Source organism: Amycolatopsis thermalba (genome assembly GCF_023376025.1).
GTDB classification, from domain to species: domain Bacteria; phylum Actinomycetota; class Actinomycetes; order Mycobacteriales; family Pseudonocardiaceae; genus Amycolatopsis_E; species Amycolatopsis_E thermalba.
This window is the reverse complement of the sequence record NZ_CP091196.1, coordinates 6,454,098-6,479,783: the sequence shown is the minus strand read 5'-3', so window position 1 is coordinate 6,479,783 and position 25,686 is coordinate 6,454,098. Positions and strand designations below refer to the sequence as shown.

Annotated in this window: 24 protein-coding genes; 10 read left to right on the top strand and 14 right to left on the bottom strand. The window is 71.3% G+C overall.

The window, feature by feature from the left end:
* The first annotated feature begins 590 nt into the window (after positions 1–590).
* A complete protein-coding gene (locus L1857_RS31455) occupies positions 591–4,892 on the top strand; it encodes an HAD-IC family P-type ATPase (RefSeq protein WP_249467131.1) in 4,302 nt (1,433 codons plus the stop codon).
* Positions 4,893–4,920: 28 nt separating this feature from the next.
* Here L1857_RS31455 and L1857_RS31450 read toward each other — a convergent pair whose 3' ends face one another.
* The 4 genes from L1857_RS31450 to L1857_RS31435 form a co-directional block, all read right to left on the bottom strand.
* A complete protein-coding gene (locus tag L1857_RS31450; RefSeq protein ID WP_094008635.1) occupies positions 4,921–5,583 on the bottom strand; it encodes a hypothetical protein in 663 nt (220 codons plus the stop codon).
* Between the two features lie 81 nt (positions 5,584–5,664).
* Positions 5,665–6,330, bottom strand: a complete 666-nt coding sequence (locus L1857_RS31445; RefSeq protein ID WP_094008636.1) for a GntR family transcriptional regulator — start codon at positions 6,328–6,330, stop codon at positions 5,665–5,667.
* Positions 6,331–6,333: 3 nt separating this feature from the next.
* Positions 6,334–7,050: a maleate cis-trans isomerase family protein gene (locus L1857_RS31440; protein WP_094008637.1), complete on the bottom strand. Its 717-nt coding sequence runs from the start codon at positions 7,048–7,050 to the stop codon at positions 6,334–6,336.
* Positions 7,051–7,092: 42 nt separating this feature from the next.
* On the bottom strand, positions 7,093–7,833 hold the full coding sequence (locus L1857_RS31435) for a maleate cis-trans isomerase family protein (protein WP_116110709.1): 741 nt from the start codon (positions 7,831–7,833) through the stop codon (positions 7,093–7,095).
* 99 nt (positions 7,834–7,932) lie between these two features.
* Here L1857_RS31435 and L1857_RS31430 point away from each other — a divergent pair, with 99 nt between their 5' ends.
* The 3 genes from L1857_RS31430 (at position 7,933) to L1857_RS31420 (ending at position 11,691) form a co-directional block, all read left to right on the top strand.
* Positions 7,933–8,919, top strand: a complete 987-nt coding sequence (locus tag L1857_RS31430; RefSeq protein ID WP_429728447.1) for a D-2-hydroxyacid dehydrogenase — start codon at positions 7,933–7,935, stop codon at positions 8,917–8,919.
* Between the two features lie 9 nt (positions 8,920–8,928).
* Positions 8,929–10,320, top strand: coding sequence for an amidase (locus L1857_RS31425; protein ID WP_094008639.1), 1,392 nt, complete (start codon positions 8,929–8,931; stop codon positions 10,318–10,320).
* A gap of 396 nt (positions 10,321–10,716) precedes the next feature.
* Positions 10,717–11,691 carry an aldo/keto reductase gene (locus tag L1857_RS31420; RefSeq protein WP_116110707.1) on the top strand — a complete coding sequence of 325 codons (975 nt, stop codon included), beginning with the start codon at positions 10,717–10,719 and terminating at the stop codon, positions 11,689–11,691.
* 38 nt (positions 11,692–11,729) lie between these two features.
* On the opposite strand, the gene L1857_RS31415 is transcribed toward L1857_RS31420, so the two are convergent.
* Positions 11,730–13,094 carry a WS/DGAT/MGAT family O-acyltransferase gene (locus L1857_RS31415; RefSeq protein ID WP_094008641.1) on the bottom strand — a complete coding sequence of 455 codons (1,365 nt, stop codon included), beginning with the start codon at positions 13,092–13,094 and terminating at the stop codon, positions 11,730–11,732.
* A gap of 95 nt (positions 13,095–13,189) precedes the next feature.
* Between L1857_RS31415 and L1857_RS31410 the strand changes: the two genes are divergently transcribed.
* Together L1857_RS31410 and L1857_RS31405 are read left to right on the top strand one after the other, a co-directional pair.
* Complete coding sequence (locus L1857_RS31410; protein ID WP_094008642.1) at positions 13,190–14,191, top strand: glutathione S-transferase family protein; 1,002 nt, start codon at positions 13,190–13,192, stop codon at positions 14,189–14,191.
* Positions 14,192–14,213: 22 nt separating this feature from the next.
* Complete coding sequence (locus tag L1857_RS31405; RefSeq protein ID WP_115944516.1) at positions 14,214–15,857, top strand: thiamine pyrophosphate-binding protein; 1,644 nt, start codon at positions 14,214–14,216, stop codon at positions 15,855–15,857.
* Positions 15,858–16,592: 735 nt separating this feature from the next.
* Here L1857_RS31405 and L1857_RS31400 read toward each other — a convergent pair.
* Together L1857_RS31400 and L1857_RS31395 are read right to left on the bottom strand one after the other, a co-directional pair.
* Complete coding sequence (locus L1857_RS31400) at positions 16,593–17,564, bottom strand: zinc-binding dehydrogenase (protein WP_162831049.1); 972 nt, start codon at positions 17,562–17,564, stop codon at positions 16,593–16,595.
* Between the two features lie 146 nt (positions 17,565–17,710).
* A complete protein-coding gene (locus tag L1857_RS31395; protein WP_116110703.1) occupies positions 17,711–18,328 on the bottom strand; it encodes a flavodoxin family protein in 618 nt (205 codons plus the stop codon).
* Between the two features lie 104 nt (positions 18,329–18,432).
* Here L1857_RS31395 and L1857_RS31390 point away from each other — a divergent pair, with 104 nt between their 5' ends.
* Positions 18,433–18,624 (top strand): DUF2795 domain-containing protein, encoded by a 192-nt coding sequence (locus tag L1857_RS31390; RefSeq protein WP_094006047.1) that lies wholly within the window; start codon positions 18,433–18,435, stop codon positions 18,622–18,624.
* A 54-nt stretch (positions 18,625–18,678) separates the two neighbouring features.
* On the opposite strand, the gene L1857_RS31385 is transcribed toward L1857_RS31390, so the two are convergent.
* The gene (locus L1857_RS31385) at positions 18,679–20,061 is read right to left on the bottom strand and encodes an MFS transporter (protein ID WP_116110702.1); all 1,383 of its coding nucleotides are present in this window, start codon (positions 20,059–20,061) and stop codon (positions 18,679–18,681) included.
* An 82-nt stretch (positions 20,062–20,143) separates the two neighbouring features.
* Between L1857_RS31385 and L1857_RS31380 the strand changes: the two genes are divergently transcribed.
* Positions 20,144–20,827, top strand: coding sequence for a TetR/AcrR family transcriptional regulator C-terminal domain-containing protein (locus tag L1857_RS31380; protein WP_158224440.1), 684 nt, complete (start codon positions 20,144–20,146; stop codon positions 20,825–20,827).
* Between the two features lie 32 nt (positions 20,828–20,859).
* On the opposite strand, the gene L1857_RS31375 is transcribed toward L1857_RS31380, so the two are convergent.
* Positions 20,860–21,690 carry an alpha/beta fold hydrolase gene (locus L1857_RS31375; protein ID WP_094006050.1) on the bottom strand — a complete coding sequence of 277 codons (831 nt, stop codon included), beginning with the start codon at positions 21,688–21,690 and terminating at the stop codon, positions 20,860–20,862.
* A gap of 88 nt (positions 21,691–21,778) precedes the next feature.
* On the opposite strand from L1857_RS31375, the gene L1857_RS31370 reads away from it, so the two are divergent.
* Entirely contained in the window at positions 21,779–21,988 is a 210-nt protein-coding gene (locus tag L1857_RS31370; RefSeq protein WP_116110701.1) for a hypothetical protein, read from the top strand.
* Positions 21,989–22,044: 56 nt separating this feature from the next.
* Here L1857_RS31370 and L1857_RS31365 read toward each other — a convergent pair whose 3' ends face one another.
* The gene (locus L1857_RS31365; protein ID WP_094006057.1) at positions 22,045–22,830 is read right to left on the bottom strand and encodes an SDR family NAD(P)-dependent oxidoreductase; all 786 of its coding nucleotides are present in this window, start codon (positions 22,828–22,830) and stop codon (positions 22,045–22,047) included.
* Between the two features lie 154 nt (positions 22,831–22,984).
* Here L1857_RS31365 and L1857_RS31360 point away from each other — a divergent pair, with 154 nt between their 5' ends.
* The gene (locus L1857_RS31360) at positions 22,985–23,554 is read left to right on the top strand and encodes a TetR/AcrR family transcriptional regulator (RefSeq protein ID WP_167481481.1); all 570 of its coding nucleotides are present in this window, start codon (positions 22,985–22,987) and stop codon (positions 23,552–23,554) included.
* A gap of 43 nt (positions 23,555–23,597) precedes the next feature.
* On the opposite strand, the gene L1857_RS31355 is transcribed toward L1857_RS31360, so the two are convergent.
* The 4 genes from L1857_RS31355 to L1857_RS31340 form a co-directional block, all read right to left on the bottom strand.
* Complete coding sequence (locus L1857_RS31355; RefSeq protein WP_240323193.1) at positions 23,598–23,765, bottom strand: hypothetical protein; 168 nt, start codon at positions 23,763–23,765, stop codon at positions 23,598–23,600.
* 195 nt (positions 23,766–23,960) lie between these two features.
* Positions 23,961–24,854: a PaaX family transcriptional regulator gene (locus L1857_RS31350; RefSeq protein ID WP_094006052.1), complete on the bottom strand. Its 894-nt coding sequence runs from the start codon at positions 24,852–24,854 to the stop codon at positions 23,961–23,963.
* Between the two features lie 50 nt (positions 24,855–24,904).
* Positions 24,905–25,132 carry a hypothetical protein gene (locus L1857_RS31345; protein WP_094006053.1) on the bottom strand — a complete coding sequence of 76 codons (228 nt, stop codon included), beginning with the start codon at positions 25,130–25,132 and terminating at the stop codon, positions 24,905–24,907.
* Positions 25,133–25,267: 135 nt separating this feature from the next.
* Positions 25,268–25,675, bottom strand: a complete 408-nt coding sequence (locus L1857_RS31340; RefSeq protein WP_116110699.1) for a winged helix-turn-helix domain-containing protein — start codon at positions 25,673–25,675, stop codon at positions 25,268–25,270.
* Between the last annotated feature and the right edge of the window lie 11 nt (positions 25,676–25,686).

The window sequence follows — 25,686 nt, the reverse complement described above, 5'->3', positions numbered from 1 at the left end:
GCTGCCCGGCCTGTGACTCGCGCTGCCCGGCCTGTGACTCGCGCTGCCCGGCCTGTGACTCGCGCTGCCCGGCCTGCCACCGCCGCTGCGCGGCGGTAGGCGCTCTCCGGCCTGGGACCCGCGCGGCGCGGCCCGCCGCCGCTGTGCGGCGGTAGTGCTGGCTGGTCTGCACGTGGCGCTGCGCGGCGGTAGGTGCTGTTGGCCACCGAACGTTGCGCGGCGGCCGGCGCTGCCTGCTCTGCCACCCGCCGCCGCGCGGCGGTAGGCGCGGTCCGGCCTGCCGTCCGGCGCTGCTCGGTCTGCCGGGCCCGCCCGCCACCGGCCGGGCCGGGCGGTGCCGCGTCGGCGGACTCGCCGCCCCGAGTGAGCAACTCGCCGTCCCGAACGTGGAACTCGCCGCCCCGAGCGGGCAACTCGCCGTCTCGAACGTGGAACTCGCGCTCCTGAGTGGGCAACTCGCCGCCTGGGCGCGAGTCGGCAGCGCCTCCCGGCCTGGCCGGGGAACCCGGGGCCGACCTGCGGCGGCAGGCATATCTTCACCCGGAATGGGCAACCCAGGCACCTGAGAAGTCGAGGTGCGGGAGTGGTTCATGGAGTTGCTGGGTGTCCGGGTGCCCGGTCCGGTGTCGGCGGTGAAGGGCCTCGCCGGGGTGGTGTTGTCCCCGCTGAGCAGGCCCCGCCGCCGGGTGTGGTCCTGCCCAGGCCGGCTGCACATCGAGGCGCACGGGGTGCACGGGCCGGGCGGTGAAGCCGTGGCGCAGCGCATCGAGCAGGCCGTGCAGCGTCAGCCGGGCGTCGCGTGGGCCCGGGTCAACGCGCCCTCCTCCCGGGTGATCATCGGCGTGACCGACCCCGCCCCGGACAGCGACGAGCTGATCCGCGTCGTCGCCGAGGCCGAGAGCGCCCCCAACGGCGTCGGCGAGGAGATCAAAGAAGACGAGCTGCACCACCCGGCCGACGGCCTGCGCGGCACGCGCCTCCTGCCGACCCTGGCGGCGGACGCCCTCGGCCTGGGGCTGTCCCTCATCACCCGCCTCGCGCCGTGGGCGCCGATCCCGACCGAGATCGCCGCGCTGCCCACCGTCGTCGACCTGCACCCGCGCCTGCGCGAGATCGCCGCCGAGCGCGTGGGCAGCCGCGAGAAGGCCGACACCGCGACCTCGGCCTTCGGCGCGTTCGCGCAGGGCCTGGCCTCCGGTGGCGAGGGCACGATCGTCGACATCATCCAGCGCGCCGAGCAGTGGCGCGAGGCCCGCGCGCACGAACGGCTGTGGTGCCAGGCCGAGAGCCGCCTGATCCACGGCCCGGAGGACGCCGCCGCCGGCCCGGTCGTCGTCGAGCGCCCGCGCGAGATCCCGGACGGCCCGGTCGAACAGTACGAGCAGCGCATTCTCAACCTCGGCGCCGCCGCGGCCGCCGTGTCCCTGCCGTTCACGCGCCCGCGCCGCGCGATCGGCATCGGCCTGGCCGCGCTGCCCAAGGCCGCCGAGGCCGGGCGCACCGCGTTCGGCGCGCGCCTGGGCCGCGTGCTGGCGACCGAGGGCGTGCTGGTCATGGACCGCGGCGTGCTCCGCCACCTGGACACCATCGACACCCTGGTCCTCGACGAGCAGGCCTTCGACACCGGCCGGATGGTTCTCAACGACCTCATCCCGCTCGGCGACGGCGACTCCCGCGAGCTGGTCGAACGCGCGTGGCAGCTGTTCGACGCGCACACCCCGGGCAAGGTCCACGAAGACAACGGCTGGCGCCTCGGCCCGCTCGACGAGCTGGGCGTCGACCAGGGCGCCCACGAGCGCGAGCAGCTGGAGAAGCGCGGCGCGGCCGCGGTCCTCGGCCTGGTGCACGACCAGCAGCTCGCCGCGGTCATCGGGCTCGGCAGGCAGGTGCCGCCGGGCGTGGCGGCGGTGATCGCCGCCGCGCGCCGCTCGAACATCGAGGTGATCAGCGCCAACGGCGGCCACGCCGCGTTCGAAGCCGATCGGCTGATGCCCGGCGGCGACCGTCTCGTCTCGACCGTGCGCGAGCTGCAGGGCGACGAGCACGTGGTGATGCTGGTGTCCGACGACCGCCGCGCGCTCGGCGCCGCCGACTGCGGCATCGGCACGCAGCGCCCCGGCGACCCGCCGCCGTGGGGCGCGCACCTGCTGATCGGCGAGGAGATCGGCGTGGCGGCCCTGGTCGTCGACGCGATCGCCGCCGCCCGCGAGGTCAACCGCGACAGCATCTGGCTCTCGCAGGGCGCGACCGGCGTCGGCGCGGTCGCCGCGCTGCAGCCCGGGCGCCGCAGCCCGGCCAACCGCGCGATGCGGGCGGTGAACCTGGGCGCGGCCGTCGCCCTGACCAACGCGCACCGCCGCGCGAAGCGGCTCGCCGACCGCGACACCAGCCTCGCCGGGGACGCCGCGCCCTGGCACCTGATGCCGGTCGACGTCGTGCTGGACCGCCTCGACACCGATCCGGACGGCCTCAGCGACGACGCCGCCCAGAAGCGCGCCAGGGCCCGCGGCACCGGCAGCGGCGGCCGGACCAGCCTGATGCAGGCGTTCATCAACGAGCTGTCCAACCCGCTCACCCCGGTCCTGATCGGCGGCGCCGCGCTGTCCGCGTCGGTCGGGTCGCCGGTGGACGCCGCGCTCGTCGCCGGAATCACCGGCGTGTCCGCGCTGGTCGGCAGCGTCCAGCAGGTGCACACCGAGAAGCAGCTGGCCGAGCTGCTGAGCCGGTCGGCGATCAGCACGACCGTGATCCGGGACGGCCGGGAGCGTGTGGTCAGCGCCGACGACCTGGTGCCCGGCGACGTCATCAAGCTGACCTCCGGCGACGTCGTGCCCGCCGACTGCCGCCTGCTCGAAGCCGACGGCGTCGAGGCGGACGAGTCGTCGCTGACCGGTGAGTCCCTGCCGGTGTCCAAGGACCCGGCGCCGGTGATCGCCGGGGACGTCGCCGAGCGCGCGTCGATGCTCTACGAGGGCACGACGATCGCGGTCGGGGAGGCCATCGGCGTCGTCGTCGCGACCGGCGCGGACACCGAGGCCGGCCGCAGCATGGCGATGGCGCGCGAGAACGCGCCGGTCACCGGTGTCGAGACCCGGCTGGCCGAGCTGACGTCGAAGGCGATGCCGCTGGCGATCGGGTCGGCGGTCGCGGTCGCCGGGGCCGGTCTGCTGCGCCGGGTGCCGCTCCGGCAGAGCCTGTCCGCGGCGGTGAACCTGGCCGTCGCATCGGTGCCGGAGGGGCTGCCGTTCCTGGTCAGCGCCGCGCAGCTGGCCGCCGCGCGCCGGCTCGCCGAGCACAACGCGCTGGTCCGCAACCCACGCAGCATCGAGGCGCTGGGCCGGGTCGACGTGCTGTGCTTCGACAAGACCGGGACGCTGACCGAGGGCACGCTGACCGTCCACGAGGTCGACGACGGCCACCAGCGTCGCAAGATCGAGGACCTGGACGAGGCGACCGAGTCGGTGCTGCTCGCCGCGTTGCGGGCGACCCCGCACGCCGACGACCCGTCCGACCTGCCGCACGCGACGGACCGGGCGATCGTCGAAGGCGCGCAACGGGTTTCCGTGCAGACGAACGGCTGGGAGCTGGTCGACGCGGTGCCGTTCGAGCCCTCGCGCGGCTACCACGCCTCGCTGATGCGGGGCGACGGCGGGCTGGTGCTGAGCGTCAAGGGCGCGCCGGAGTCGGTGCTGCCGCGGTGCGATCTGGGCGAGGCGCAGCGGAAGAAGCTCGCCGGGCGGATGAAGAAGCTGGCCAAGGCGGGGCAGCGGGTGCTCGCGGTCGCGGAGTCCACACCGGACAGTGCGAACCTCGACGAGGACGCGGTGCGGGACCTGCGGTTCAAGGGTTTCGTGGCGATCGCCGACCCGGTGCGGGGGAGCGCCGCGGCCGCGGCGGCGGACCTGCGCGCGGCCGGCGTGCAGATCGTGATGATCACCGGGGACCACCCGGACACCGGCGAGGCGATCGCGGGCAAGGTCAGCGAGGACGGCGCCGACCTGCACGTGGTGACCGGCGCCGAGCTGGACGCGATGGACGACGAGCAGCTGGCGTCCACTTTGGAGACCGTGGACGTGGTGGCGCGGTGCAGCCCGGCGCAGAAGGTGCGGATCATCAAGGCGTACCAGAAACACGGCCACACGGTCGCGATGACCGGCGACGGCGCGAACGACGCGCCCGCGATCCGGCTCGCGGACGTCGGTATCGCGCTCGGCGGGCACGGCGCCCCGGCCGCGCGGGCCGCGGCCGACCTGGTGGTGACCGATGACCGGCTGGAAACCATCATCTCGGCGCTCGTCGAGGGCCGGGCGATGTGGGCATCGGTGCGGGAGGCGCTGGCGATCCTGCTCGGCGGGAACCTCGGCGAGATCGGGTTCAGCGTGCTGGGCGCGACCCTGACCGGCCGTTCCCCGCTCGGGGCGCGGCAGTTCCTGCTGGTCAACCTGCTGACCGACCTGGCGCCGGCGCTGGCGATCGCGCTGCGGCGGCCCGAGGACGGCGCCGACCTGCTGCGGGAAGGGCCGGAGAGCTCGCTCGGGAAGCGCTTGCAGAAGGACATCGGCGTGCGGGCCGGGGTGACGACCCTCGGCGCGACGACCGCGTGGATGCTGGCGCGCGCGACGGGCCGCGGCCGCCGGGCGAGCACGGTCGCGCTGGCCGGGCTGGTCGGCACGCAGCTCGGGCAGACCCTGCTGACGGGCGGCTGGAACCGGTCGGTGCTGGCGACGTCGCTCGGTTCGGTGGCGCTGCTCGCGGCGGTCATCCAGACGCCGGGCGTGAGCCAGTTCTTCGGCTGCACCCCGCTCGGCCCGATCGGCTGGGGGATGGCGCTGGGCAGTGCGGGCGCGGCGACGGCGCTGGGCGCGGTGGTCGGCCGGACGATCGAGGAGTGAGGTCAGGCCCGGGTGGGCGCGGGCCGGTTCACGTGGCCCGTTCCAGGCGCTGGCCCAGCTCGATGGCCAGCCGTTGCACGAAGACCTGGGCGGAGCCCAGGCGAGCGCGGTTGGTGTTGCCCAGCTGCTTGACCTCGGCGGCGACGGCCAGATCACCCACGGCCTCGACCACGACGCACTGGGACAGGTCGTCCTCGCCGATGGTGCAGAACGCGACCCCGGCGTCGATGTCCGAGAAGGGCGGGACCTGCACGGTGACGATCCGGCCGGGCCCGACGTCGCCCCGGCACCCGGAAGTCATCCGCACCTCCCACACCGCCGCCGACGCCTCGATCACTTCGTAACGGACAGCCAGCTCGGTGACGGCGTAGTCCTCGTTCTGCCACTGTGCGCGCTCGGCCGCGACGATGTTCGCGTCGGAGGTCAGGGTGTCGGCGCACTTCTCGACGAGCGCGTAGCCCTTGTCATCCGGCTCGGCGAACGGCACCGCCCCGGAGGCGCGATCGAGATCCAGCAGTGCCCCGTCGTCGTCGGTGAGCATCACCGACACCAACCGCTGCTGGTCCTCGGGTGTGGGCAGCGGTCGCGCGGACCCCGGCGCTGTAGGAGCCGCGTCCTCCGGCTGCTCCGGCGGCGGTGTCACCGTGCACGCCGACAAGGCCAACAGCGCAACCAACAGCCACCCGCGCACGCGAACCTCCTCGTAACGCCGCGTCGCGCGCGGACGGAACGAAGATCGCCGACCGGTGGCTTTCCGTTACGGCGGCACGAATCAGGCGTGCAGGCTCGTGCCCGGGGCGAGGCGTCGCACCGCGTCCTCCATGTGCGCCTCCAGCAGCGACACCGCCAGCTCCTCGTCGCCGGCGCCGATCGCCTCCGCGATGCGCTTGTGCTCGGTCACCCGCTCCTCGTTCGTCGCGTAGGTGCGGTGCAGTGCGGACAGGCACATCCGCGTCTCGATCAGCAGCGTGCGCGCCATCCGGCCGAGCCGCTTGGACCCCGACGCCGCCACCAGCTCTTCGTGGAACCGGACGTCCGCCGCCGAGACCTCGTCCCCGTCGGTGGCCGATGCCATGTCCTCGACCGCGTCCATCAGCCGGACGGCCAGGCCCTCGCGATCACCGTGCCGCAGCACCCGGATCAGCGCCGCCCGCTCGATCGCGAACCGCGCCGAGTAGATGTCGTGCACGTCCTCCGGTTCGAGGTCGATCACGAACAGCCCGCGGTGCCGCTCGCTGCGCAGCAGGCCCTCCGACACCAGCCGCTGCATGGCCTCGCGCAGCGGGCCGCGGGACACCTGGAACCGGCCGGCCAGCTCGGTCTCCCCGAGCTGCGTGCCCGGCGCGAACGTGCCGTTCATGATCGCCTCGCGGAGCTGCCGCGCGATGATCGCCGCGGTCGACTCCCGGCTCACCGGTTCGATGTCGGTCAGGGCCATCGTTCACCTGCCTTCTGCGAACAGTCTGCCCAGCTGCTCGCACCGGGGCACCTGGCCGGTCAGCCGGAGCCCTTCCCAGATCGTCACCTGGTTCGCGGTGAGCACCGGCTTGCCCAGCCGCTCCTCGATCGCGCCCAGCACACCCAGCGTGCGCATCGCCGTGTCCGGGACCAGGACGGCGTCGGCCGCCGGGTGATCATGCGCCACCGCCAGTTCGACGACGGCCTCGGGGCTCAGCCGGCCCACCTCGGCGGCCGTGTCGATGTCCTCGCTCGACATCGCGACGACCTCGATCCCGCCCGCGCCGAGGAACTCGACGAACAGCTTCGCCACGTCGTCCGGGTAGCTCGCGGCCACCGACACCCGCGTCAGCCCGAGCGCCTGCGCGGCCCGCACGAACGCGAAGGACGTGCTCGACGCCGGCTTGCCCGCGGCCGCCGACAGCTTCTCCACCTGCTCGTGCGCGCCCTGCCAGCGGTAGACGAAGCTGCCGCTGGTGCAGGCCCACACCACCGCGTCCGGCTCGTGCTTGGCGAGCAGCGCGGCGCCCTCGGCCAACCGCGTCTCGCTGCCCAGGTCGAGCAGCTCGGGCACGGCGTGCAGGTCGGTGCCGTAGATGTGCTCGACCGGCAGCGAGATCCGGTAGCCCAGCAGCCGCTCGGCGAACGGGTAGTCGTCCTCCGCGGCGTGGTCCGGGTAGATGAAGCCGACGGTCGCCATGCACAAACCTCCAGTATTGTCGACAATCCTACGGTAGCGGGTTCAGGACACTTCGCGCAGCCACTTGCCGGGTCCGACGATCGGCAGCTCCATGCGTCTCAGGCAGGCCCACATCGTCAGCTGGTTCGCGGTCAGCACGGGCTTGCCCAGGGCCACCTCCAGCGGTTCGATCACGTCGTACGTCGGGAGGTTCGTGCAGCTCACGAAGATCGCCTCGGCGTCCGGGTGGTCGGCGCCCAGGATCCGCTCGGCGATCGTGCGGTAGCTGACCTTCCAGATCCCGCCGCCGAGCCCGAGGTGGTCGCTGGAGACGGTGTCCACGTTCAGCTCGGCGAGGAAGTCGTGCAGGCTCTGCGTCAGGTCCGCGTCGTACGGGGTGATGACCGCGACGCGGTGGACGTCCAGCAGGTGCAGCACCTCGGCCAGCGCGCCCGACGTGGTGACCGAGTCCGGGGCGCCGGCGTCGCAGATCGCCTTGCATAACGACCGCTCGTAGTCGAGGCCGTTGACGAAGCTGCCCGACGTGCACAGGTAGGCGACCACCTCCGGCTCGACGTGCAGGACGTCGCGGGTCGCGGCGGCCAGGTGCTGGTGGTTGCTGACCAGCTGCGCCATCTCCATGCTGACCGGCACCGGCTCGTACGGGGTGCGGGCGAGGTGCAGCGACACCTCCATCGGGATCCAGCGCCAGAGCTCGCGCTCGAGGGCCAGGTCGAAGGGTGCGATGACTCCGATGCCTCGCTGCGCCAGTGGCCCGTCGAAGACAGGGAAGTCGAAATCCAAGGCTCAGCCTCCGGGACGTTCTGAAGGAAGCCTCCGGGGTGGCTCCTCGGATTGTTGACAATCATACGACCGGCTCTTACCGTGTCAACGGTGATCGGCATGGAGAAACCGGTGCTGGCGGTGCTGTGCGGTGACGACCAGGCCCGGAACCTCACCGAATCGCCAGCCATGCAGCCCATCGAATCCGCGGCCGTGGTGCGTTACACCGGCGAGGCCGGCCTGGCCGACGCGCTGCGGGACGCCGACGCCCTGTTCGTCTACGACTTCCTCTCCCGTGCGGTGCCCGACGCGTGGCACGCCGCGAACCGGCTGCGGTGGCTGCACATCGCCAGCGCGGGGGTCGACCCGGTGATGTTCCCCGGGATGCGGGACAGCGACGTCGTGCTCACCAACTCGCGGGGCGTCTTCGACGATTCGATCGCCGAGTACGTGCTGGGGGTGATCCTCACCTTCGCCAAGGACCTGCACACCTCGCTCGACCTGCAGCGCGCGAGCCGCTGGCAGCACCGCGAGACCGAGCGGATCGCCGGGCGGTCGGTGCTGGTCGTGGGCACCGGGCCGATCGGCAGGGCGATCGCGCGGATGCTGCGCGCGGTCGGGATGCGCGTCGCGGGTGCCGGACGGCGGGCGCGCTCGGGAGACCCCGACTTCGGCGACGTGCACGCCTCCGGCCGGCTGGTGGACCACCTGCCCGGGTACGACTACGTCGCCGCCGTGGCGCCGCTGACCGAGCAGACGAAGGGCCTGTTCGACGCGGCCGCGTTCGCCGCGATGAAGCCGTCCGCGCGGTTCGTCAACGTCGGCCGGGGTGAGCTGGTCGTCACCGCTGACCTGGTCGAGGCGCTGCGGACCGGCGGGATCGCCGGTGCCGCGCTGGACGTGTTCGACACCGAGCCGCTGCCGGTGGACAGTCCGCTGTGGACGATGCGGAACGTGCTGGTCTCGCCGCACATGTCCGGTGACTTCATCGGGTGGCGGGACACGCTGGTCGAGGTGTTCGCGGACAACTTCCACCGCTGGCAGACTGGCGCCCCTCTTCGTAATGTCGTGGACAAGCAGCTGGGGTACGTGCCGTCCGATCGGTGAGGAGTTCCGATGACCCTGTTGACGGCGAGTGAGCTGGTCGCCGCGTATTCGACCGGCGAGATCAGCCCGGTCGAAGCGACCGAGGCCGCGCTGCGCTCGATCGAGGAGCGGGACAGGGAGTGCAACGCGTTCTGCCTGGTCGACCCGGAGGTGGCCCGCGAGGGCGCCAAGGCGTCGGAGGCGCGGTGGCGCGAGGGCAATCCGATCGGCTCGCTGGACGGGGTGCCGACCTCGATCAAGGACATGTTCCTGACCCAGGGCTGGCCGACCCTGCGCGGTTCGACGTGCATCGATCCGGACCAGCCGTGGGACGTGGACAGCCCGGTCACCGCGCGGCTGCGGGAGAACGGGCTGGTCCTGCTCGGCAAGACGACCACGCCGGAGCTGGCGTGGAAGGGCGTGACCGACAACCCGCTGACCGGCGTGACCCGCAACCCGTGGAACCCGGCGAAGACCCCCGGCGGGTCGAGTGGCGGCAGCGGCGCGGCGGTGGCGGCCGGGATGGGTGAGCTGTCGGTGGGCACCGACGGTGGCGGGTCGGTGCGGATCCCGGCGTCGTTCTGCGGGATCGTCGGGCTGAAGCCGACATACGGTCGTATCCCGTTGTGGCCGGCGAGCCCGTTCGGGGCGTTGTCGCACGCCGGGCCGATGGCGCGGTCGGTGTCGGACGTGGCGTTGTTGCTGGACGTGCTCGCGTTGCCGGACCACCGGGACCCGAACGCGCTGGAGCCGCCGGCGGGCGCGTACCGGGAGGCGGTGCGGCGGGACGTGCGGGGGTTGTTCGCGGCTTTCTCGCCGACGCTGGGGTGGGCTTCGGTGGATCCGGAGGTGCGGCGGATCGTCACGTCGGCGGTCGCGACGCTGGACGAGGCCGGGTTGCGGGTCGAGGAGACGGACCCGGGCTTCGCCGACCCGCGGGAGGCGTTCGACGTGCTCTGGTCGACCGGCGCGGCGCAGTGGCTGGACACGTTCCCGCCCGGTTCCGAGGCGAAGGTGGACCCGGGCCTGCGGCGGGTGTGGGAGCAGGGGAAGACGTACTCGGCGGCGGACTACCTGGCGGCCAACGCGGAGCGGGCGTCGCTGGGAATCCTGATGGGCGAGTTCCACAGCCGGTTCGACGTGCTGATCACCCCGACGGTCGCGATCCCGCCCTTCGAGGCGGGTTTCGAGGTGCCGCCGGGGAGCGGGATGAGCGGCTGGCCGGACTGGACGCCGTTCACGTACCCGTTCAACATGACCCAACAACCGGCGATCAGCGTACCGGCGGGTTTCACGGCGGACGGGCTGCCGGTGGGGTTGCAGATCGTGGGGCCGCGGCACTCGGATGATCTGGTACTTGCGGTCGCGCGGCTGGTCGAGGAGGTTCGCCCGTGGCCGACGGATCGGCCGGCGGGGCGTTGAGGTTTGCCGCGTGGGCTGGCTTGGTGCTCCGGGGTGGGGCGTCTGTTGCTGCTTCGCGGTGAGGTGGGCGTTGCTGCTTCGGGATGAGGGGGGCCGATCCTTCGCGGTGTGTTGGCGGGTGTTCCAGTCGGTGTCGAGTGAACGGACCACCGACGAGAAGCCCACTCTGGCACGCCACTAACAACCCGATGAGACGTGCACCTCGCGCGGCGATGAATGCTCCATTCACCGCCGCGTGAGGTGGGTGCTTCGGCCGGCTTGGGGAGGGCCTGCGTGAGTGGGAACCTCGCTGGGTGATGAACGGTCCCGTCATCCACCCACCGCCGCCACCCGCTCCACAAAGGACCTCCCCCGCTCCGCGATGCGGCTTCGTTCGCCGTGTGTTGTGCTGGACCCATGCGGAGAACGACTTTGGGCAAGAGCGGACTCGACGTCTCCCGGATCGCCTTCGGGACCTGGCAGCTCGGCGGCGACTGGGGCTCCTTCGACGAGGACGCGGCCGTCCAGGCCATCCAGCACGCCCGCGAGCTGGGCGTCAACTTCTTCGACACCGCCCAGGCGTACGGCTTCGGCAAGTCGGAAGCCCTCCTCGGCCGTGCCCTGCGCGACGAGCTGAAGCGCGACCGCGACAACCTGGTCATCGCCACCAAGGGCGGCATCAACCCGGGCAGCGACCGGCCCCGCGACGCCCGCCGCGACTGGCTGCGCAAGGGCGTCGAGGAAAGCCTGCGCCACCTCGCCCTCGACCACATCGACCTGTACCAGGTCCACTGGCCCGACCCGGACACCCCGGCCGACGAAACCGCCTCGGCCCTGCAGGAACTCGTCGACCAGGGCAAGATCCGCCACGTCGGCGTGTCCAACTACGACACCGAACAACTGGCCGCGTTCGACCGCACCCGCCCGGTCGAGACCCTGCAGCCGCCCTACCACCTGTTCCGCCGAGCCATCGAGGACGACCCGCTCCCGTACTGCCGCGAACACAACATCGGCGTCCTCGTCTACAGCCCGCTCGGCAGCGGCCTCCTCACCGGCGCCCTCACGCCGCACACCACGTTCGAGCCCGGCGACTGGCGCGCCAAGTCCGGTGCGTTCCAGGGCGCGAACCTCCAGAAGAACCTCGAGGTCGTCGAGCAGCTGAAGAACCTCGCGGCCGAGAAGGGCGCCACCGTCAGCCAGCTCGCCATCGCGTGGACCCTGCACCAGCCGGGCGTCCACGTGGCGATCGTCGGCGCGCGGCGGGCCCGCAACATCGAGGACAGCGTCGCCGCGGCGGACCTCGACCTCACCCGTGACGACCTCGCCCGCATCGAGGAGATCACCTCGCGCGGCGTCCAGGTCGAGGGCGCCAGCCCGGAGGGCGTCGCCTGACGCGAGAGGCGGGGGCCGGCCCACGGCCCCCGCCACCGTCAGCGCGCGGCGAACTCCAGTTCCTCCAGCGCGGTGTCCAGGTGCGTCAGGATCCGCTGCAGGTGCGGCACCGACCGGCGGCAACCGGTGATCCCGAAATCCAGGTTGTCCCCGTTGTTGGTCAGCGTGATGTTGAGCGCCTGCCCGTCCAGCAGCACCGACGCCGGGTAGATGCCGTCGAGCTTCGCGCCGTTCCAGTACATCTGCTTGCGCGGCCCGGGCACGTTCGAGATCACCAGGTTGAACGGCGGTCGCGTGTTGGTCACGACCCCGGGCACCGGCGAAATGCCCAGCTGCGCCACGTTGATGCCGGACAGCAGCAGCGCCTGCAGCGGCGTCAGCTCCTTGAAGATCCGCTTCGCCTCGCGCATCGACTGGTGGATCGTCATCAGCCGCGACGCCGGATCCGGCTTGTCCGTGCCGAGGTTGCACAGCACCGCGCCGATCTGGTTGCCCGCCGCCTCACCGGTGTCGGTCGGCTTGCGCATCGACACCGGCACCATCGCGATCAGCGGCGCGTCCGGCAGCGCGCGCTGTTCGATGAGGTAGTCCCGCAGCGCGCCGGAGCACATCGCGAGCACCACGTCGTTGCGGGAGGTCCCGGTGGCGGTGGCGATCGCGCGCACCCGCTTGAGCGGCCACGACTGCGCGGCGAACCGGCGTGCGCCGCCGATCGGGACGTTGAAGATCGTCTTCGGGGCCTGCATCGGCAGCAGCAGCGTGTGCTCGCGGAACGCCTCCCGCGCCACCTTCGCCGCCGCCGGCGCGATTCCCGCGATCTGCTTCAGCGAGCCGGTGCCCATGCGCAGCAGTGACCGTGCGTTACGCGGCGGCTTGCCGCGCGGCATCTGACGCGAGCCCCACGGCGGCGGGCAGCTGCGGTCGTCCGGATCGTCGGACAACGTGCCCTGCAGGTGCCGCAGCGCCGAAACGCCGTCCATCAGCGCGTGGTGCACCTTGCTGTACATCGCGAACCGGCCGTCCTGCAGGCCTTCGACCAGGTGGATCTCCCACAGCGGACGGTGCCGGTCGAGCAGCGTGCTGTGCCAGCGCGAGGTCAGCTCCAGCAACTCGCGGACCCGGCCCGGATACGGCAGCGCGGAATGCCGGAAGTGGTAGTCGAGGTCGAGATCGTCGTCGCGCGCCCAGGCCGCGTAACCGAGCGTGTTCACCGGGCGGGCCACCCGCTGCCGGAACAGCGGGCGGACGTCGGTGTTCTTGACCAGGTCCTCACGCAGGCTGCGCAGATAGGTGTGGTCGGCGCCGTCGGGGGTCTGGAACAGCTGCAGGCCACCGACGTGCATCGGGTGCTCGCGGCTTTCCACCAGCAGGAACATCGAGTCGGTGAAGGGCATCAACGGCATCGGTGACCACCTCTCCGGTCCGGGGCGCTTGCGTGCCCAGGGTCATGGAGTCTACGCGCACTGCTACGGCCCGGAGCACAATCTACGCTGAGGGAATGACCATCCCGACGGACCCGGAAAGGGGCGAGTTCAAGCGATCGCCGAACCGCTTCACGGCACGGATCACGGCCGACGGCGCGGATGGCTGGCCCGTCGAGGCGGGCCGCTACCGGCTGGTCGTCAGCCGCGCGTGCCCGTGGGCCAGCCGCGCACTGATCGTGCGCCGGTTGATGGGACTGGAGGAAGCGCTGTCCGTCGCGATCGCCGACCCGATCCAGGACGAGCGCAGCTGGCGGTTCACGCTCGACCCCGGTGGGCGCGATCCCGTGCTGGGCATCGAGTTCCTCGGCGAGGCCTACCGCGCCGCCGACCCGGACTACGACGGCGGTATCAGCGTGCCGGCGATCGTGGACATCCCCAGCGGCAAGCTGGTGACCAACGACTACCCGCAGATCACGCTCGACCTGGACACCGAGTGGGTCGCCCACTACCGCGACGGCGCGCCCGATCTGTACCCGGAGAAGCTGCGCGACGAGATCGACGAGATCAACCGCGCGGTGCACCGGGACGTCAACGCCGCCGTGTACGAGGCGGGCTTCGCCACGAAGCAGCCCGCCTACGACGACGCCTACCGGCGGCTGTTCGCCCGGCTCGACGAGCTGTCGGACCGGTTGTCGCGGCAGCGTTATCTGGTCGGGGACACGATCACCGAGGCCGACATCCGGCTGTTCACCACCCTCGTCCGGTTCGACCCGGTCTACCACGGGCACTTCAAGTGCAACCGGCACAAGCTGACCGAGATGCCGGTGTTGTGGGCGTATGCGCGGGATCTGTTCACCACCCCCGGTTTCGGCGACACCGTGGACTTCGACCACATCAAGCGGCACTATTACCAGGTGCACGAGCAGGTCAACCCGACGCGGATCGTGCCCGGTGGTCCGGACCTTTCCGCGTGGGCCGAGCCGCACGGGCGCGCCGACCTGGGCGGACGGCCGTTCGGCGACGGCACACCACCGGGGCCACCGCCCCAGGACGAGGTCGTGCCCCCGCAGTGGTGACGGGGTGCCATACTCTGACGGCGTGACGAAGACCGGCGCCCAGCACCTCGTGGACGCGCTGCTCGAGCTCGGGGCCGAGGTCGCGTTCGGTCTTCCGGGCGTGCACAACCTGCCGATCTGGGAGGCGCTGGCCGACAGCCCGCTCCGGCTGATCGGCGTCCGGCACGAACAGACCGCCGGGTACGCCGCGGACGGGTTCGCGCGGGCGACCGGCAAGCTCGGCGTCGCGATCGTGACGACCGGGCCGGGCGCGGCGAACACGATCGCCGCGGTCGGGGAGGCGATGGCCTCGGGTTCGCCGGTGCTGGTGATCGCCACCGACATCCCGGCGGGACTGCGGCGGCCCGGCATGGTGCGCGGTGTGCTGCACGAGACCAGCGACCAGGCCGCGCTGTTCGCGCCGGTCACCAAGGCGGCGGTCACCGTCGAGACACCCGAGGACCTGGCGCCCACGGTCCTGCGCGCCGCCCGGCTGGCGATGCGGCCGCAGAGCGGTCCGGTGTACGTCGGGATCCCCACGGATTTCCTGCGGCACAACGGTTCCCGCGGCGCCGACCCGGAGCCGACGGACGCTTTCCCGGCGCTGGCACTGGCGGATCTGGACGCTGCCCGGCGCATGCTGGCGATGGCGTCGAGGCCGCTGATCTGGGCCGGTGGCGGCGCGGTGCGAGCCGAGGCCGGCGCCGTGATCGGGCAGCTGGCGGAGAAGCTCGCCGCGCCGGTGATCACGACGTTCGCCGCGCGCGGGTTGCTGCCGCCGGCGCACCCTTGTGCCGCGCCGACCCCCGTGCACGCCCCGGAGGTGGGCGCGCTGTGGGACGAGGCCGACGTGGTGCTCGGCATCGGCACGGATTTCGACGGCCTGATGACGCAGAACTGGCTGATGCCCAAGCCGCCGAAGCTCATCGTGATCAACGTCGACCCCAAGGACGCGGCCAAGAACTACCCGCCCGACATCACCCTGGTCGGCGACGCACGAGACGTGGTGCCCCAGTTGCTGCAGGGCCTGCCGGCGCGGCCCGGGCTGGCGGAGCTGACCGAGCGACTGCAGCGGGTGTCGGACCAGGTGCGCCGTCGGATCCGCAGCGAGGAGCCGCAGGCCGCGGATTTCCTGCGCACGCTGGAAGAGACCCTGCCCGACCGCGCGATGCTGGTGGCTGACATGTGCATCGCCGGCTACTGGGCGGGCGGGTTCCACCGCGTGGCGGCGCCGCACCGGTTCGCCTACCCCATGGGCTGGGGCACGCTCGGGTTCGGCTTCCCGGCCGCGCTGGGTGCGGCGGCCACCGGGGCGGGCCGGGTGGTGTGCATCAGCGGCGACGGCGGGTTCCTGTACGGGTGCGGCGATCTGGCCACGCTGGCGCAGGAGTCGCTGCCGGTGACGGTCATCATCGTCGACGACGGTGGTTACGGCATGCTGCGGTTCGACCAGGACCGGGAGGGCCTGCCGCACCGCGGGGTCAACCTGCACACGCCGGACTTCGTCGGTCTGGCGCGGTCGTTCGGCGTGGACGCCGGCCGGGTGGAGGGTTTCGGCCGTGCGTTCCGGCGGTTGCTGGGGGAGTTCGTGCGCAGTGATGAGCCGAATGTGTTGGTGGTGCGGGCGTCGTTGAAGCCACCGGTGAATACGTCGCCGCGGTGGTATCGGGCGATGCGGTCGCGGTGAGGGTGGTTGCTGGGCCCGGTTGGTCGTGGATCCGGGCTGCCGCGGTCCGCCACCTTTCCGGTGGTCTGGTTGTTCTCCGTTGGGTGTGGGCGTTGGCGGTTGCTGGGGAGTTCGTGCGCAGTGATGAGCCGAATGTGTTGGTGGTGCGGGCGTCGTTGAAGCCACCGGTGAATACGTCGCCGCGGTGGTATCGGGCGATGCGGTCGCGGTGAGGGTGGTTGCTGGGCCCGGTTGGTCGTGGATCCGGGCTGCCGCGGTCCGCCACCTTTCCGGTGGTCTGGTTGTTCTCCGTTGGGTGTGGGCGTTGGCGGTTGCTGGGGGAGTTCGTGCGCAGTGATGAGCCGAATGTGTTGGTGGTGCGGGCGTCGTTGAAGCCACCGGTGAATACGTCGCCGCGGTGGTATCGGGCGATGCGGTCGCGGTGAGGGTGGTTGCTGGGCCCGGTTGGTCGTGGATCCGGGCTGCCGGGGACCGCCACCTTTCCGGTGGTCTGGTTGTTCTCCGTTGGGTGTGGGCGTTGGCGGTTGCTGGGGGAGTTCGTGCGCAGTGATGAGCCGAATGTGCTGGTGGTGCGGGCGTCGTTGAAGCCACCGGTGAATACGTCGCCGCGGTGGTATCGGGCGATGCGGTCGCGGTGAGGGTCGCCGGGCCCCGCTGGTCGTGGATCCGGGCAGGCGGAAGCAATCTCGCCACCGGGGCCATCGGTGGAGGTGGTTTCGTGCGGTGCGTGTCCGGTCAGGCATTGCGGACCACCACCTTGCCGGTGGCCTGGTTGTTCTCCATGTAGGTGTGGGCCTCGACGATCTCGTCCAGCCGGAAGACCCGGTCGAGGTTCGGCTGGTACACGCCGCGCGCCACGCCGTCGACGATGGCCTGTAGTGCCTCGCCGCCGGATTTGCCCTGGATGTCGTTGCTCTGGAACGCCGTCAGCTTCGTGCCGGAGGGGATCACGGCCGTCGGCTGGAAGTCCGGGATCGACCACTCGCCGCTCAGCATGCCGGTGACGCACACCGTTCCGCCGCGCGCGGCGAGCCGCAGCGAGTCCGCCACCGTCGGCGCTCCGATCAGGTCCAGCACGTAGTCCGGGCCCTCCGGGCACAGTGCGCGAACACCGGCGGCGATGTCCCCGCCGTCCACCACGACGTGTGACGCCCCGGCCTTCTCCAGTGCCGCCACCTTCTCCCGGTTGCGCGTGGTCGCGATCGTCACCAGCCCGCGCTCCCGCGCCAGCGACAACATCGCCATCCCCACCGACGACGTGCCACCGCGGACCAACAGGCTCTGCCCCGGCGAAGTCGCGCCGAACGTGGCCAGCGATCCCCACGCCGTCAGGTAGGTCTCCGGCAGCGCGGCGAAGACGTCCCACGGCAGATCGGTCTCCACCGGGATCAGCAGATCCTCCGGCAGCAGCGCGTATTCCGCGTACCCGCCATCGAACTCCCGGCCCATCTCGCCCATCACCGCGGCCACCGTGGTTCCCGGCGCCAGCCGCACGGAGTCCACGACGACGCCGACGCACTCGATGCCCAGGACCCGCGGGAACCGCACGTTCGGCGAAAGCCCCTGCCGGGTCATCAGCTCCGACCGGTTCAGCCCGAACCCCTCGACCCGCACCAGGGCCCAGCCGTCCCGCACCTCGGGCGTGGGAATCTCCCGTACCCGCAACACCTCCGGTCCGCCCGGACCGTCCACCACGACTGCTCGCATGTTCGTCCCCCTTCAGACAACGCCACGTTAATCAGGGGGTCCGACAATTCCGGGGGCGTCACGAACGGCGTTCACCCGAGCGGCGTAACGCGCGAGCTGCGTCACGGACTATTCGTCCCGTTTGGACGGTGTGGGGAGAGCGGCCGTCAGTCTTCGCCGCGGGAGATCTCCGCCGGGATCGGACGCTCGCGCAGGGCGACGGCCACCGCGTAGAGGTTCTTCGCCATCAGGCCGGCCACCTGGTGGACGTACTGGTGGCCGTGGTCGGTGTCGCTGTAGCTCGGGCCCGGTCCGGGACCCATGTTCCAGTACACCCAGGCCTGGCCGGGGATGGTGAAGCCGATGTCGCCGAGCGCGCCGTTGATCTCGCTGATGACGTGGTGCGCGCCGTCCTCGTTACCGGTCACGACCACGCCCGCGACGCGATTGTATGCAACCGGTGTACCGTCCTCGCCCGTCTCGGACAGCATCGCGTCCATGCGCTCGATCGCGCGCTGCGCGAGGGACGAGGGGTGCCCGACCCAGGTCGGCGAGGCCATGATGAGGATCTCCGAGCGCAGGATCTCCTCGCGGATGCGGGGCCACTCGTCGCCGTCGCCCATGTCGCTGCTGACGCCGGGCTTGATGTCGTGGTCGACCAGGCGGATGCTCCGGACGTCGGTGCCCAGCTCACGCAGGCCGGCGGCCACGACCTCGGCCAGCGCGTCGGTGTTCGACGGCTCCGGCGAGGGCTTCAACGTGCAGTTCAGGATGGTCGCGCGCATGGGACGGGCTTCCCGTCCGGTCGATCCGCGAAACAGGACGACTGACGGCCCGGCGTGTGGGTAGCCCCCGGGGCGAACGAACCACCAGAGGAAGGAGTTCGACCGTGTCGGCCCCGAATCCGATTCAGATGCAGAAGTTCCTGTCGGGCGTGGACTACCCGTGCACGCGCGACGCGCTGGTCGACCACGCGCAGAGCCAGGGTGCGCCGGACGACGTGCTGGACCACCTGCGGCAGTTGCCGGACCGCGAGTACGACGGCCCGAACGCCGTGAGTGCGGAGTTCTCCAAGACCTGACGCCGGACGTGTCGATGCGGCGCCGTGCACACCCGCGGCGCCGCACTGCCGCTCTCATGCCGCGCGCGGCCGCCGGAGCAGGGCCGCGGTGGTGGCGGCTCCGGCCAGCGCGACCGCGGCGCCGAGGGTGATGAGGTGGTCGAGACCGTCGGCGAAGGCGGTGGCCGGGAAGGCACCCAGCACCGCGCCGTACACCGCGACCCCGAGGGCGAACCCGAGCTGGAGCGCGGTGTTGTTGACACCGGCGGCGACGCCGATCCGCCTCGGCGGCACGTCGACCGCCAGCGAGCCGAGCGCGGGAAGTGCGACGCCGCAACCGAACCCGGCGACGATCATGCCGGCGACCAGGTGTGCCGACCCGGTGTCCCGTGTGATCCCCAGCATGAGCAGCAAACCGAGGCCGATGAGCCCGAGTGCGCCGCCGACGCCGAGCCACGGCGGGATGCGCTCCAGAACCGCCCCGACGACCGCTCCGGCGACCATGATCGGGGCCACGACGGGCAGGAACGCCAGGCCCGTCTCGACGACGCTGTAGCCCAGCTGATCCGTGAAGTAGACGGAGAAGTAGACGAACAGGGCGAACACGCTGCCCTGGACCGCGAAGGGCCCGATCTGGGTGCCCACGAACCGGCGGCTGCCGAACAGGCTCAGGTCGAGCATCGGGTGGGCATGCCGGTGCTCGACGGCGAGGAACACCGCCAGGCTGACGGCGGCGACCGTGAGGCAGATCAGCACCTCCGGGTCGGCCCAGCCCCGTTCACCGGCGTGCAGCAGGGCGTAGACCAGCGAGACCAGCGAGACGGCCCACAGCACGGGTCCGCGGACGTCGATCCGGCGTCCCCGGGCGAGTTCTTCCACGCTCGGCAAGCGGATCCAGCCGATGACCACGGCGGCGAGCGCGACCGGCAGGTTGAGGAAGAAGATCCACCGCCAGCCCAGCCCTTCGGTCAGCAGGCCCCCGGCAACGGGACCGAGCACGACGGCGACGCCGGCGGCCGTGCCGCGGACCGCGAAGGCCGTGCCGCGTGCCGCGCCCGTGTAGCACTGCCCGATCAGGGCGAGCGTGGTCGCGAAGATGACCGCGCCGGCCAGTCCCTGCGTGACGCGCGCGGCGACGAGGACCCCGACCGTGGGCGCGAGTCCGCAGGCCAGTGACGCCACGGCGAAAGCGGTCACCGAGAGCAGGAACAGCCTGCGCCGCCCGTAGCGGTCCGCGAGCGCTCCCGCGGTGAGCTGCACGGCGGCCATGGCGATCGTGTACGCGTTCACCACCCATTGCAGGTCACCGAGCCCGCCGTCCAGGTCCCGGCCCATCGCCGGGAGGGCGACCGTCACCACGGTCGCGTCCAGCATGAGCATGAACACCGCGAGCACGATCCCGGCCAGCGGCAGCCAGTCAACCCGCCCGTCCGTCCGTTCCGCTTGTCGTTCCACCACGAGACCCTCCCTATCGCCGATAGGGACTATCTATCACTGATAGACGTGGTCTTGCAATGGTAGGCTCCGGCGAGGAGGGATGATGACCGCGCAGGGTTGGCACTATCCGTGGCCGGAGCACGCCACCGGTGAGGGACGTCTGGACCGGGCCGGGATAGTCCGGGCAGCGCTGGAACTCCTGGACACCGACGGCGTGGAGCAGTTCAGCACGCGCAAGCTGGCGGCCCGGCTGGGGATCAAGTCACCGTCGCTGTACTGGCACGTGAAGGGCAAGGAGGAGCTGTTCGCGCTCGTCGTCGACCACGTGGTGGGCGAATGCCGGTTGCCGTCCCGCCGGGCTGGGTGGCGCCAGCAGCTCGAGGACATCGGCCACGGGCTGCGCAGCGCCCTGGTCACGCATCCGGCGGCCCCGCGGCTGCTGTTGGGTCAGCCGCTGTTCGGCCCGAACGGGCTGCGGCTCGCCGACCACGTCATCGGCGCGCTGCGCGACCACGGCTTCGGCGACCGGCTCGCGAGCCACGGCTACATCGTCTTCCTCAACTACGTCGTCGGCTTCGCCATCCAGGAGACCGCGTTCGGCAAGGGGCCCGGTGGGCGCGAGCGGCTGGACCAGGTGGACGCGTTTTTGGCCGGTTTGCCCGCGGACCAGTACCCGGACCTGGTGGCGGTGGCGGGCGAACTCACCGCCGGGCGGTTCACGTCCCGGTTCGACCTCGGGCTCGGCGCCATCCTGGACCGGCTGGACACCGAGCGGGAAGCCGGCTGACCACGCTGTTCGCCCCGGGGCGGGTGGACCGGTCAGAAGGCGTTCAGGTGCTCCAGCAGCAACGCCGTCAGCACCTCGGGCACCTCCTCCGGGATCCAGTGCGTCACGTCCTCCAGCATCTGGAACGAGTACGGCCCGGTGACCCAGTTCTCGGTCTCCAGGGCGGGCGTCGAGCCGAACGCGACGTCCTCCGTGCTCCACACGTACAGCGTCGGCACCGACACCTTCTCGATGGTGGCCCTCGGGCGGCTCGCGCGGTACCAGTTCAGCGCCGCGGTCAGGGCGCCCGGCTCGGACAGCCGCCGGATGTACTCGTCGACGCGGCTCGGTGGCACCTTCCACTCGAACATCCGCCGCAACGCCTCGGCGTTGTTGGCCAGCATCTGGCGTTCCGTGGAACTCGACCGCCAGTCCCGCATGTACTGCGACCGCATCTGCTGGTCCTCGTCCGTGCGCATGGCGTGGCTCAACGCCCCGGGGTGCGGCGTCGACACCGCCGTCAGCGTCCGCAGGCGCTCCGGGTGCTCCGACGCCGTCCACCACGCCACCGCGCCGCCCCAGTCGTGGCCCACCAGGTCGAACCGGGACCACTCCAGCGCCCCGGCGATCGCCAGGACGTCCCCCACCAGCTCGTCCACGCCGTACTCGGCCGCCTGCTCCGGCCGCACCCCGGGCGAGTAACCGCGCTGGTCCGGCGCCACCGCGCGGAAACCCCGGTCGCCCAGCACCGCGACCTGGTACTCCCACGAGATCGCCGCCTCCGGGAAACCGTGCAGCAGCAGCACGGGCCTGCCGTCGGCCGGCCCGGCCGCGATCGCGTCGAACGTGCCGTTCGCGGTCGGGATGCTCAGGTAATCCATCACGCCCGAAACCCTACGACCCGCCACCGACAATCCCGCCGCACATCCCGTGCGTCGACCTCAAGTTTGCTGGAGTTTCTACCGTCGGCTCATGATCGAGGAGTACCCCGACGTGGAACTGGCCGCCCAGCCGATCGGCGCGGGCAGCGGTGAGGCGTACCGGCGCCGGGCGAGTGGACGCGCAACGCGCGGGTCCACGAGCGGACGCACCAGGGGTGACCCCGCCGACTTCGTGACCACCGTCAACGTCTTGCGCCGCATGGTGGCGAGCCTCGGTGGCGACGGGAACCTGCCGGACTAGGTGCCGGAGGCCACGCACAGCATCGGGCGGACGGCTGGATGGGAGACGTCGGCGCGTCACACGGACTTGATCGCGCCCCCGTCGATGAGGTGGTCCGCCCCGGTGGTGCTGCCCGCGAGCGGTGAAGCGAGGTACGCAACAAGGTCGGCGACCTCCGCGGGATTCACGAGCCTGCCGGTGACCATCCCCATGGTCGCGGGGAGGTTGTCCATCAGTTGCTCCCGGCTCAGGCCCAGGGATTCGGCGAGCTCAGCTCCATAGCCGTCCGGGGATTCCCACATGTGGGTCCGGACCGGGCCGGGTGAGACGGTGTTGACGCGCACTCCTCGCGGGCCGAACTCTTCCGCTACCGCCTTCCCGAAGGCGGTGAGCGCAGCTTTGGCGGTGGTATAGGTGATCGGACCGGCATGCGGGATTCGCGCACCGTTGGAGGAGATGTTGACGATCGCGCCGCGGCTCTTCGAAAGATGAGGGAGCGCGGCCCGCGTGGTGCGGACTGCCGCCAGGAAGTTCAAGTCGAACGCGCTGCTCCACTGCTCATCGGTGAAGGTGAGGAACCCGCCGGTCTGGCCACCGCCGTCACCGCCCCCGACGTTGTTGACCAGCACGTCGAGCCGCCCAAGCTCGGCCTCTGCCCGTTCGATGAGCTGAGCAGGGCCGTCGGGGGTGGACAGGTCGACGGACATGCTGAGCGCCCCTGTGGCCTGGAGCTCGGGTGTGATGGTCCGTGCTGCTGCCAGCACCCGCATTCCTTCGCGGAGCAAGGCCGAAACCGTGGCCAATCCGATTCCTCGGCTTGCGCCGGTCACGACAGCGACCTTGCCGTCCAGCTGCAAATCCATGAGGTCCTCCACGTTCGATTGACGTCATCAGTGATGCGACTAGGCTAGTACATGCAACACAGATGTTGCAAGTTGTGGATGAATGGCGACTGTCCTGTAGCCTGGGGGCGGGGTACGAGAAGATCACGTGGAGCAGGAGAGGCGAGGACGGCCGATGCGCGCAGACGCCGAACGGACAGCGAAGGCGATCCTCGAGGCCGCGGAACGCGTGCTGAGCGCCAATCCCGCGGCCACCATGGAACAGATCGCGGAAGCCGCGGGTGTCGCCCGGACGACGGTGCATCGCCGGTTCACCAGCCGCGAGGCCCTCGTCGATGCCATGACAGCCTGGGCCACTCAGCAGTTCCACGACGCCGTCACCAGTGCTCGGCCTGAGACTGCCCCGCCGTTGGTCGCGCTGTATCAGGTGACCGCGAACGTGCTTCGAGTCAAGATCGGCTGGGGGTTCGCCATGAACGCCGTCAAGCCCGAGGATTCCGAGACTGCACGCGTACATGCGGACGTGCTCGACCAGTGCGACCGCCTCTTCCGGAGGCTCCAGCACACAGGTGTCCTACGGCCCGACACCGACCTGACCTGGGCTCGGCGCACTTACTACGCGCTGATCCACGAAGCCGCGCAGCCCCAGCCCGCCGACGCCCGAGACGTGGACGAACTGGCGACGCTCGTCGTGGACACACTGCTGACCGGCGTCGGCCAGCAGTCGCTGAAGCCCAGCGTCTAGAAAAGACAACCTGCCGGCCCGCCAGGGCCTGTATCGAAGCCGGTCAGAGCCATTCGTTGATCGCGGCGATCTGGCCGGTGGCTTCGTAGCGCACGGCCAGCTCGTCGTAGCGCGTGGCCACGGCCCGGTTGCGTTTGTGCCGGTTGCTGGGATCGCCGCCTTGATCCGGGTCAGGCCGGGTTCTGGGCCGGCCCCCAGTCAGCCGGGGCACCCCGGATACCCGCCAAGACCGGGACGAACCCACGCGTGATCACCCGGCCCGGAAGAGGTGCGCTCTGGCGATGGTGGAGTCCACGCTGACATCCCAGGTGGCCGGCCCGGCCGCGTCGGCGACGGTTTGCAGCGCGGTGCGGATCCGCTGCCGGACACCAGCCCGCTGCCAGCACCGAAACAGCGCCTAGTACACCTAGGCCGCTTCCTCCGCGCCGACCAGCTGGTCCCAGTGCCGCTGCGCGACCGGGCGCCACTCGACGTGCCGGCGGTGGAACAGCTCCGCCGCCTTGGCGCCGCTCCAGCCGTCGGGCAGCAGGCGGCCCGGCAGGCGCGGGTCGAGGAACGGGAAGCGGCGCCACTCGTGCACGAGGCGGGTCTGTGCGTGCAGCACCGCCTCGCCCGAAGCGGGCGCCAGCGCGGCGAACTCGTCGATGAAGTCCTCGTAGCGCTCTTCCAGCGCGGTCAGATCCCAGGCCCGCGCGACCATCGCGTCCTCGTCGCCGATCCGGCCGTACGAGGCGACGAACGACATCGCTTCGGCGTCCAGCCCCAGTTCGCGCACGATCGAGTTCGCCTCGTCGTGACGGCTGGGGTCCGGGCAGATCCACACACCGGGCGTCGGCGAACCGAACCCGGCCCAGGTCAGCCGCGTGCGCAGGCTGTGCCGCAGGTCCCGCTTCGTCTCCGGCACCGACACCAGCAGCATCAGCCACGTGCCGTCCCACGGCGTGTGGTCGCGGCCGAAACCGTAGATGCGTTCCGCGCCCTCGCTCAGCAGCCGCCGGCCCGGCGTGGTCAGCGACCACCGCACGCGACGGCCGTGGCGTTGCGACACCAGCCAGCCCTCGGCGGCGGTGCGGGCCAGCGCCTGGCGCGCCGACTTCTCCTCGATGCCGAACATCGCGAGGACGTCGACGAGGGTGGAGGTCCACACCGGCCGGTCACGGGGCAGCACGAACTCACCGAGCACGGTCATCAGGACCGACCGCGCGCTCGTGTGGCTCACCTCGCGCCGCCTGCTCACGGTGGGGCGGGCCGTGGTGTCCGCGATCGCGCTCACCTCCCGCGAAGCTGACCTCGACGCCATTGGCGTTGCTCAGGTTAGCCCACGCGGAGTCGCGTGCCGTGCGCGGCGGGTCAATGGAGGAAATAGGACAGGTCCTGCACCAAATCCCATTCGGCGCGATGCCCGTCCGGCGGGCCGGTCCACGGTTCGTGAATGATCTGCTCGTCGCGGGCGCATTGCCCGCAAAGCGGGTGGCCCTGCGCGTCGAAACACCATTCCTCGTCGGCGGGGGTCTGCTCGTGGGGGACCAGGCAGCCGAAGCAGCTGTCCGCGGGGCGGAAATCCATGTGCGTTGTCATGATCGCATCCCGTGGGTCGCAGTTGAACCATGGTAGGCACGGGTCGGAGCGGTCATGAAGCGTCGTCATCCGAACGTAGCAAACGTGTGTCTCGGCTGCTGAAACTCCGTTGAACCGGTTATTGGCCGGCGTGGTTCACGGGTGCGGAAACGCGGAGAAATTGACTTCGACCGGCCGGGATTCGGCGTGTCCGGATGCCCGTTCGGGAAAACGCTTGATCAATTCCCGCACGGATGCGGTGAGTTCGGCCAGCTCGCGCGGAGTCAGGTGCAGGACGGCCGAAAAGGTTTGATCATCTGGCGCGTGGGATTCCGCGGAATCCCACCGCAGCCGCCACGGTTTGATTCGCCCCCGGCCGCGCGGCGCCTCTTCGATCAGGCCCGCCCGCGCCAGCTGTCGCAGGTGGAACGAACACAGGCCGGAGCTGTACCCGAGGCGGCGGCTCGCCTCGTTCGCGGTCACGGTGCCCAGTTCGGCGAGCAGGTCCAGCAGCGCGAGGCGGACGGGGTGGTCGGGCAGCTTCGACTCGGGTCGGTTCTCCACTTTGCAAAGTG

Bases quoted from the DNA above. Each gene is read 5' to 3' on its own strand.
- L1857_RS31425 (WP_094008639.1), top strand. From the start codon at position 8,929: ATGACCCTGTTGACGGCGAGTGAGCTGGTCGCCGCGTATTCGACCGGC.
- L1857_RS31420 (WP_116110707.1), top strand. From the start codon at position 10,717: ATGCGGAGAACGACTTTGGGCAAGAGCGGACTCGACGTCTCCCGGATC.
- L1857_RS31400 (WP_162831049.1), bottom strand. From the start codon at position 17,564: ATGCGAGCAGTCGTGGTGGACGGTCCGGGCGGACCGGAGGTGTTGCGG.
- L1857_RS31455 (WP_249467131.1), top strand. From the start codon at position 591: ATGGAGTTGCTGGGTGTCCGGGTGCCCGGTCCGGTGTCGGCGGTGAAG.
- L1857_RS31370 (WP_116110701.1), top strand. From the start codon at position 21,779: ATGATCGAGGAGTACCCCGACGTGGAACTGGCCGCCCAGCCGATCGGC.
- L1857_RS31350 (WP_094006052.1), bottom strand. From the start codon at position 24,854: ATGGCGTCGAGGTCAGCTTCGCGGGAGGTGAGCGCGATCGCGGACACC.
- L1857_RS31445 (WP_094008636.1), bottom strand. From the start codon at position 6,330: ATGGCCCTGACCGACATCGAACCGGTGAGCCGGGAGTCGACCGCGGCG.
- L1857_RS31365 (WP_094006057.1), bottom strand. From the start codon at position 22,830: ATGGATTTGCAGCTGGACGGCAAGGTCGCTGTCGTGACCGGCGCAAGC.
- L1857_RS31440 (WP_094008637.1), bottom strand. From the start codon at position 7,050: ATGGCGACCGTCGGCTTCATCTACCCGGACCACGCCGCGGAGGACGAC.
- L1857_RS31410 (WP_094008642.1), top strand. From the start codon at position 13,190: ATGACCATCCCGACGGACCCGGAAAGGGGCGAGTTCAAGCGATCGCCG.
- L1857_RS31415 (WP_094008641.1), bottom strand. From the start codon at position 13,094: ATGCCGTTGATGCCCTTCACCGACTCGATGTTCCTGCTGGTGGAAAGC.
- L1857_RS31380 (WP_158224440.1), top strand. From the start codon at position 20,144: ATGACCGCGCAGGGTTGGCACTATCCGTGGCCGGAGCACGCCACCGGT.
- L1857_RS31360 (WP_167481481.1), top strand. From the start codon at position 22,985: ATGCGCGCAGACGCCGAACGGACAGCGAAGGCGATCCTCGAGGCCGCG.
- L1857_RS31430 (WP_429728447.1), top strand. From the start codon at position 7,933: ATGGAGAAACCGGTGCTGGCGGTGCTGTGCGGTGACGACCAGGCCCGG.
- L1857_RS31345 (WP_094006053.1), bottom strand. From the start codon at position 25,132: ATGACAACGCACATGGATTTCCGCCCCGCGGACAGCTGCTTCGGCTGC.
- L1857_RS31395 (WP_116110703.1), bottom strand. From the start codon at position 18,328: ATGCGCGCGACCATCCTGAACTGCACGTTGAAGCCCTCGCCGGAGCCG.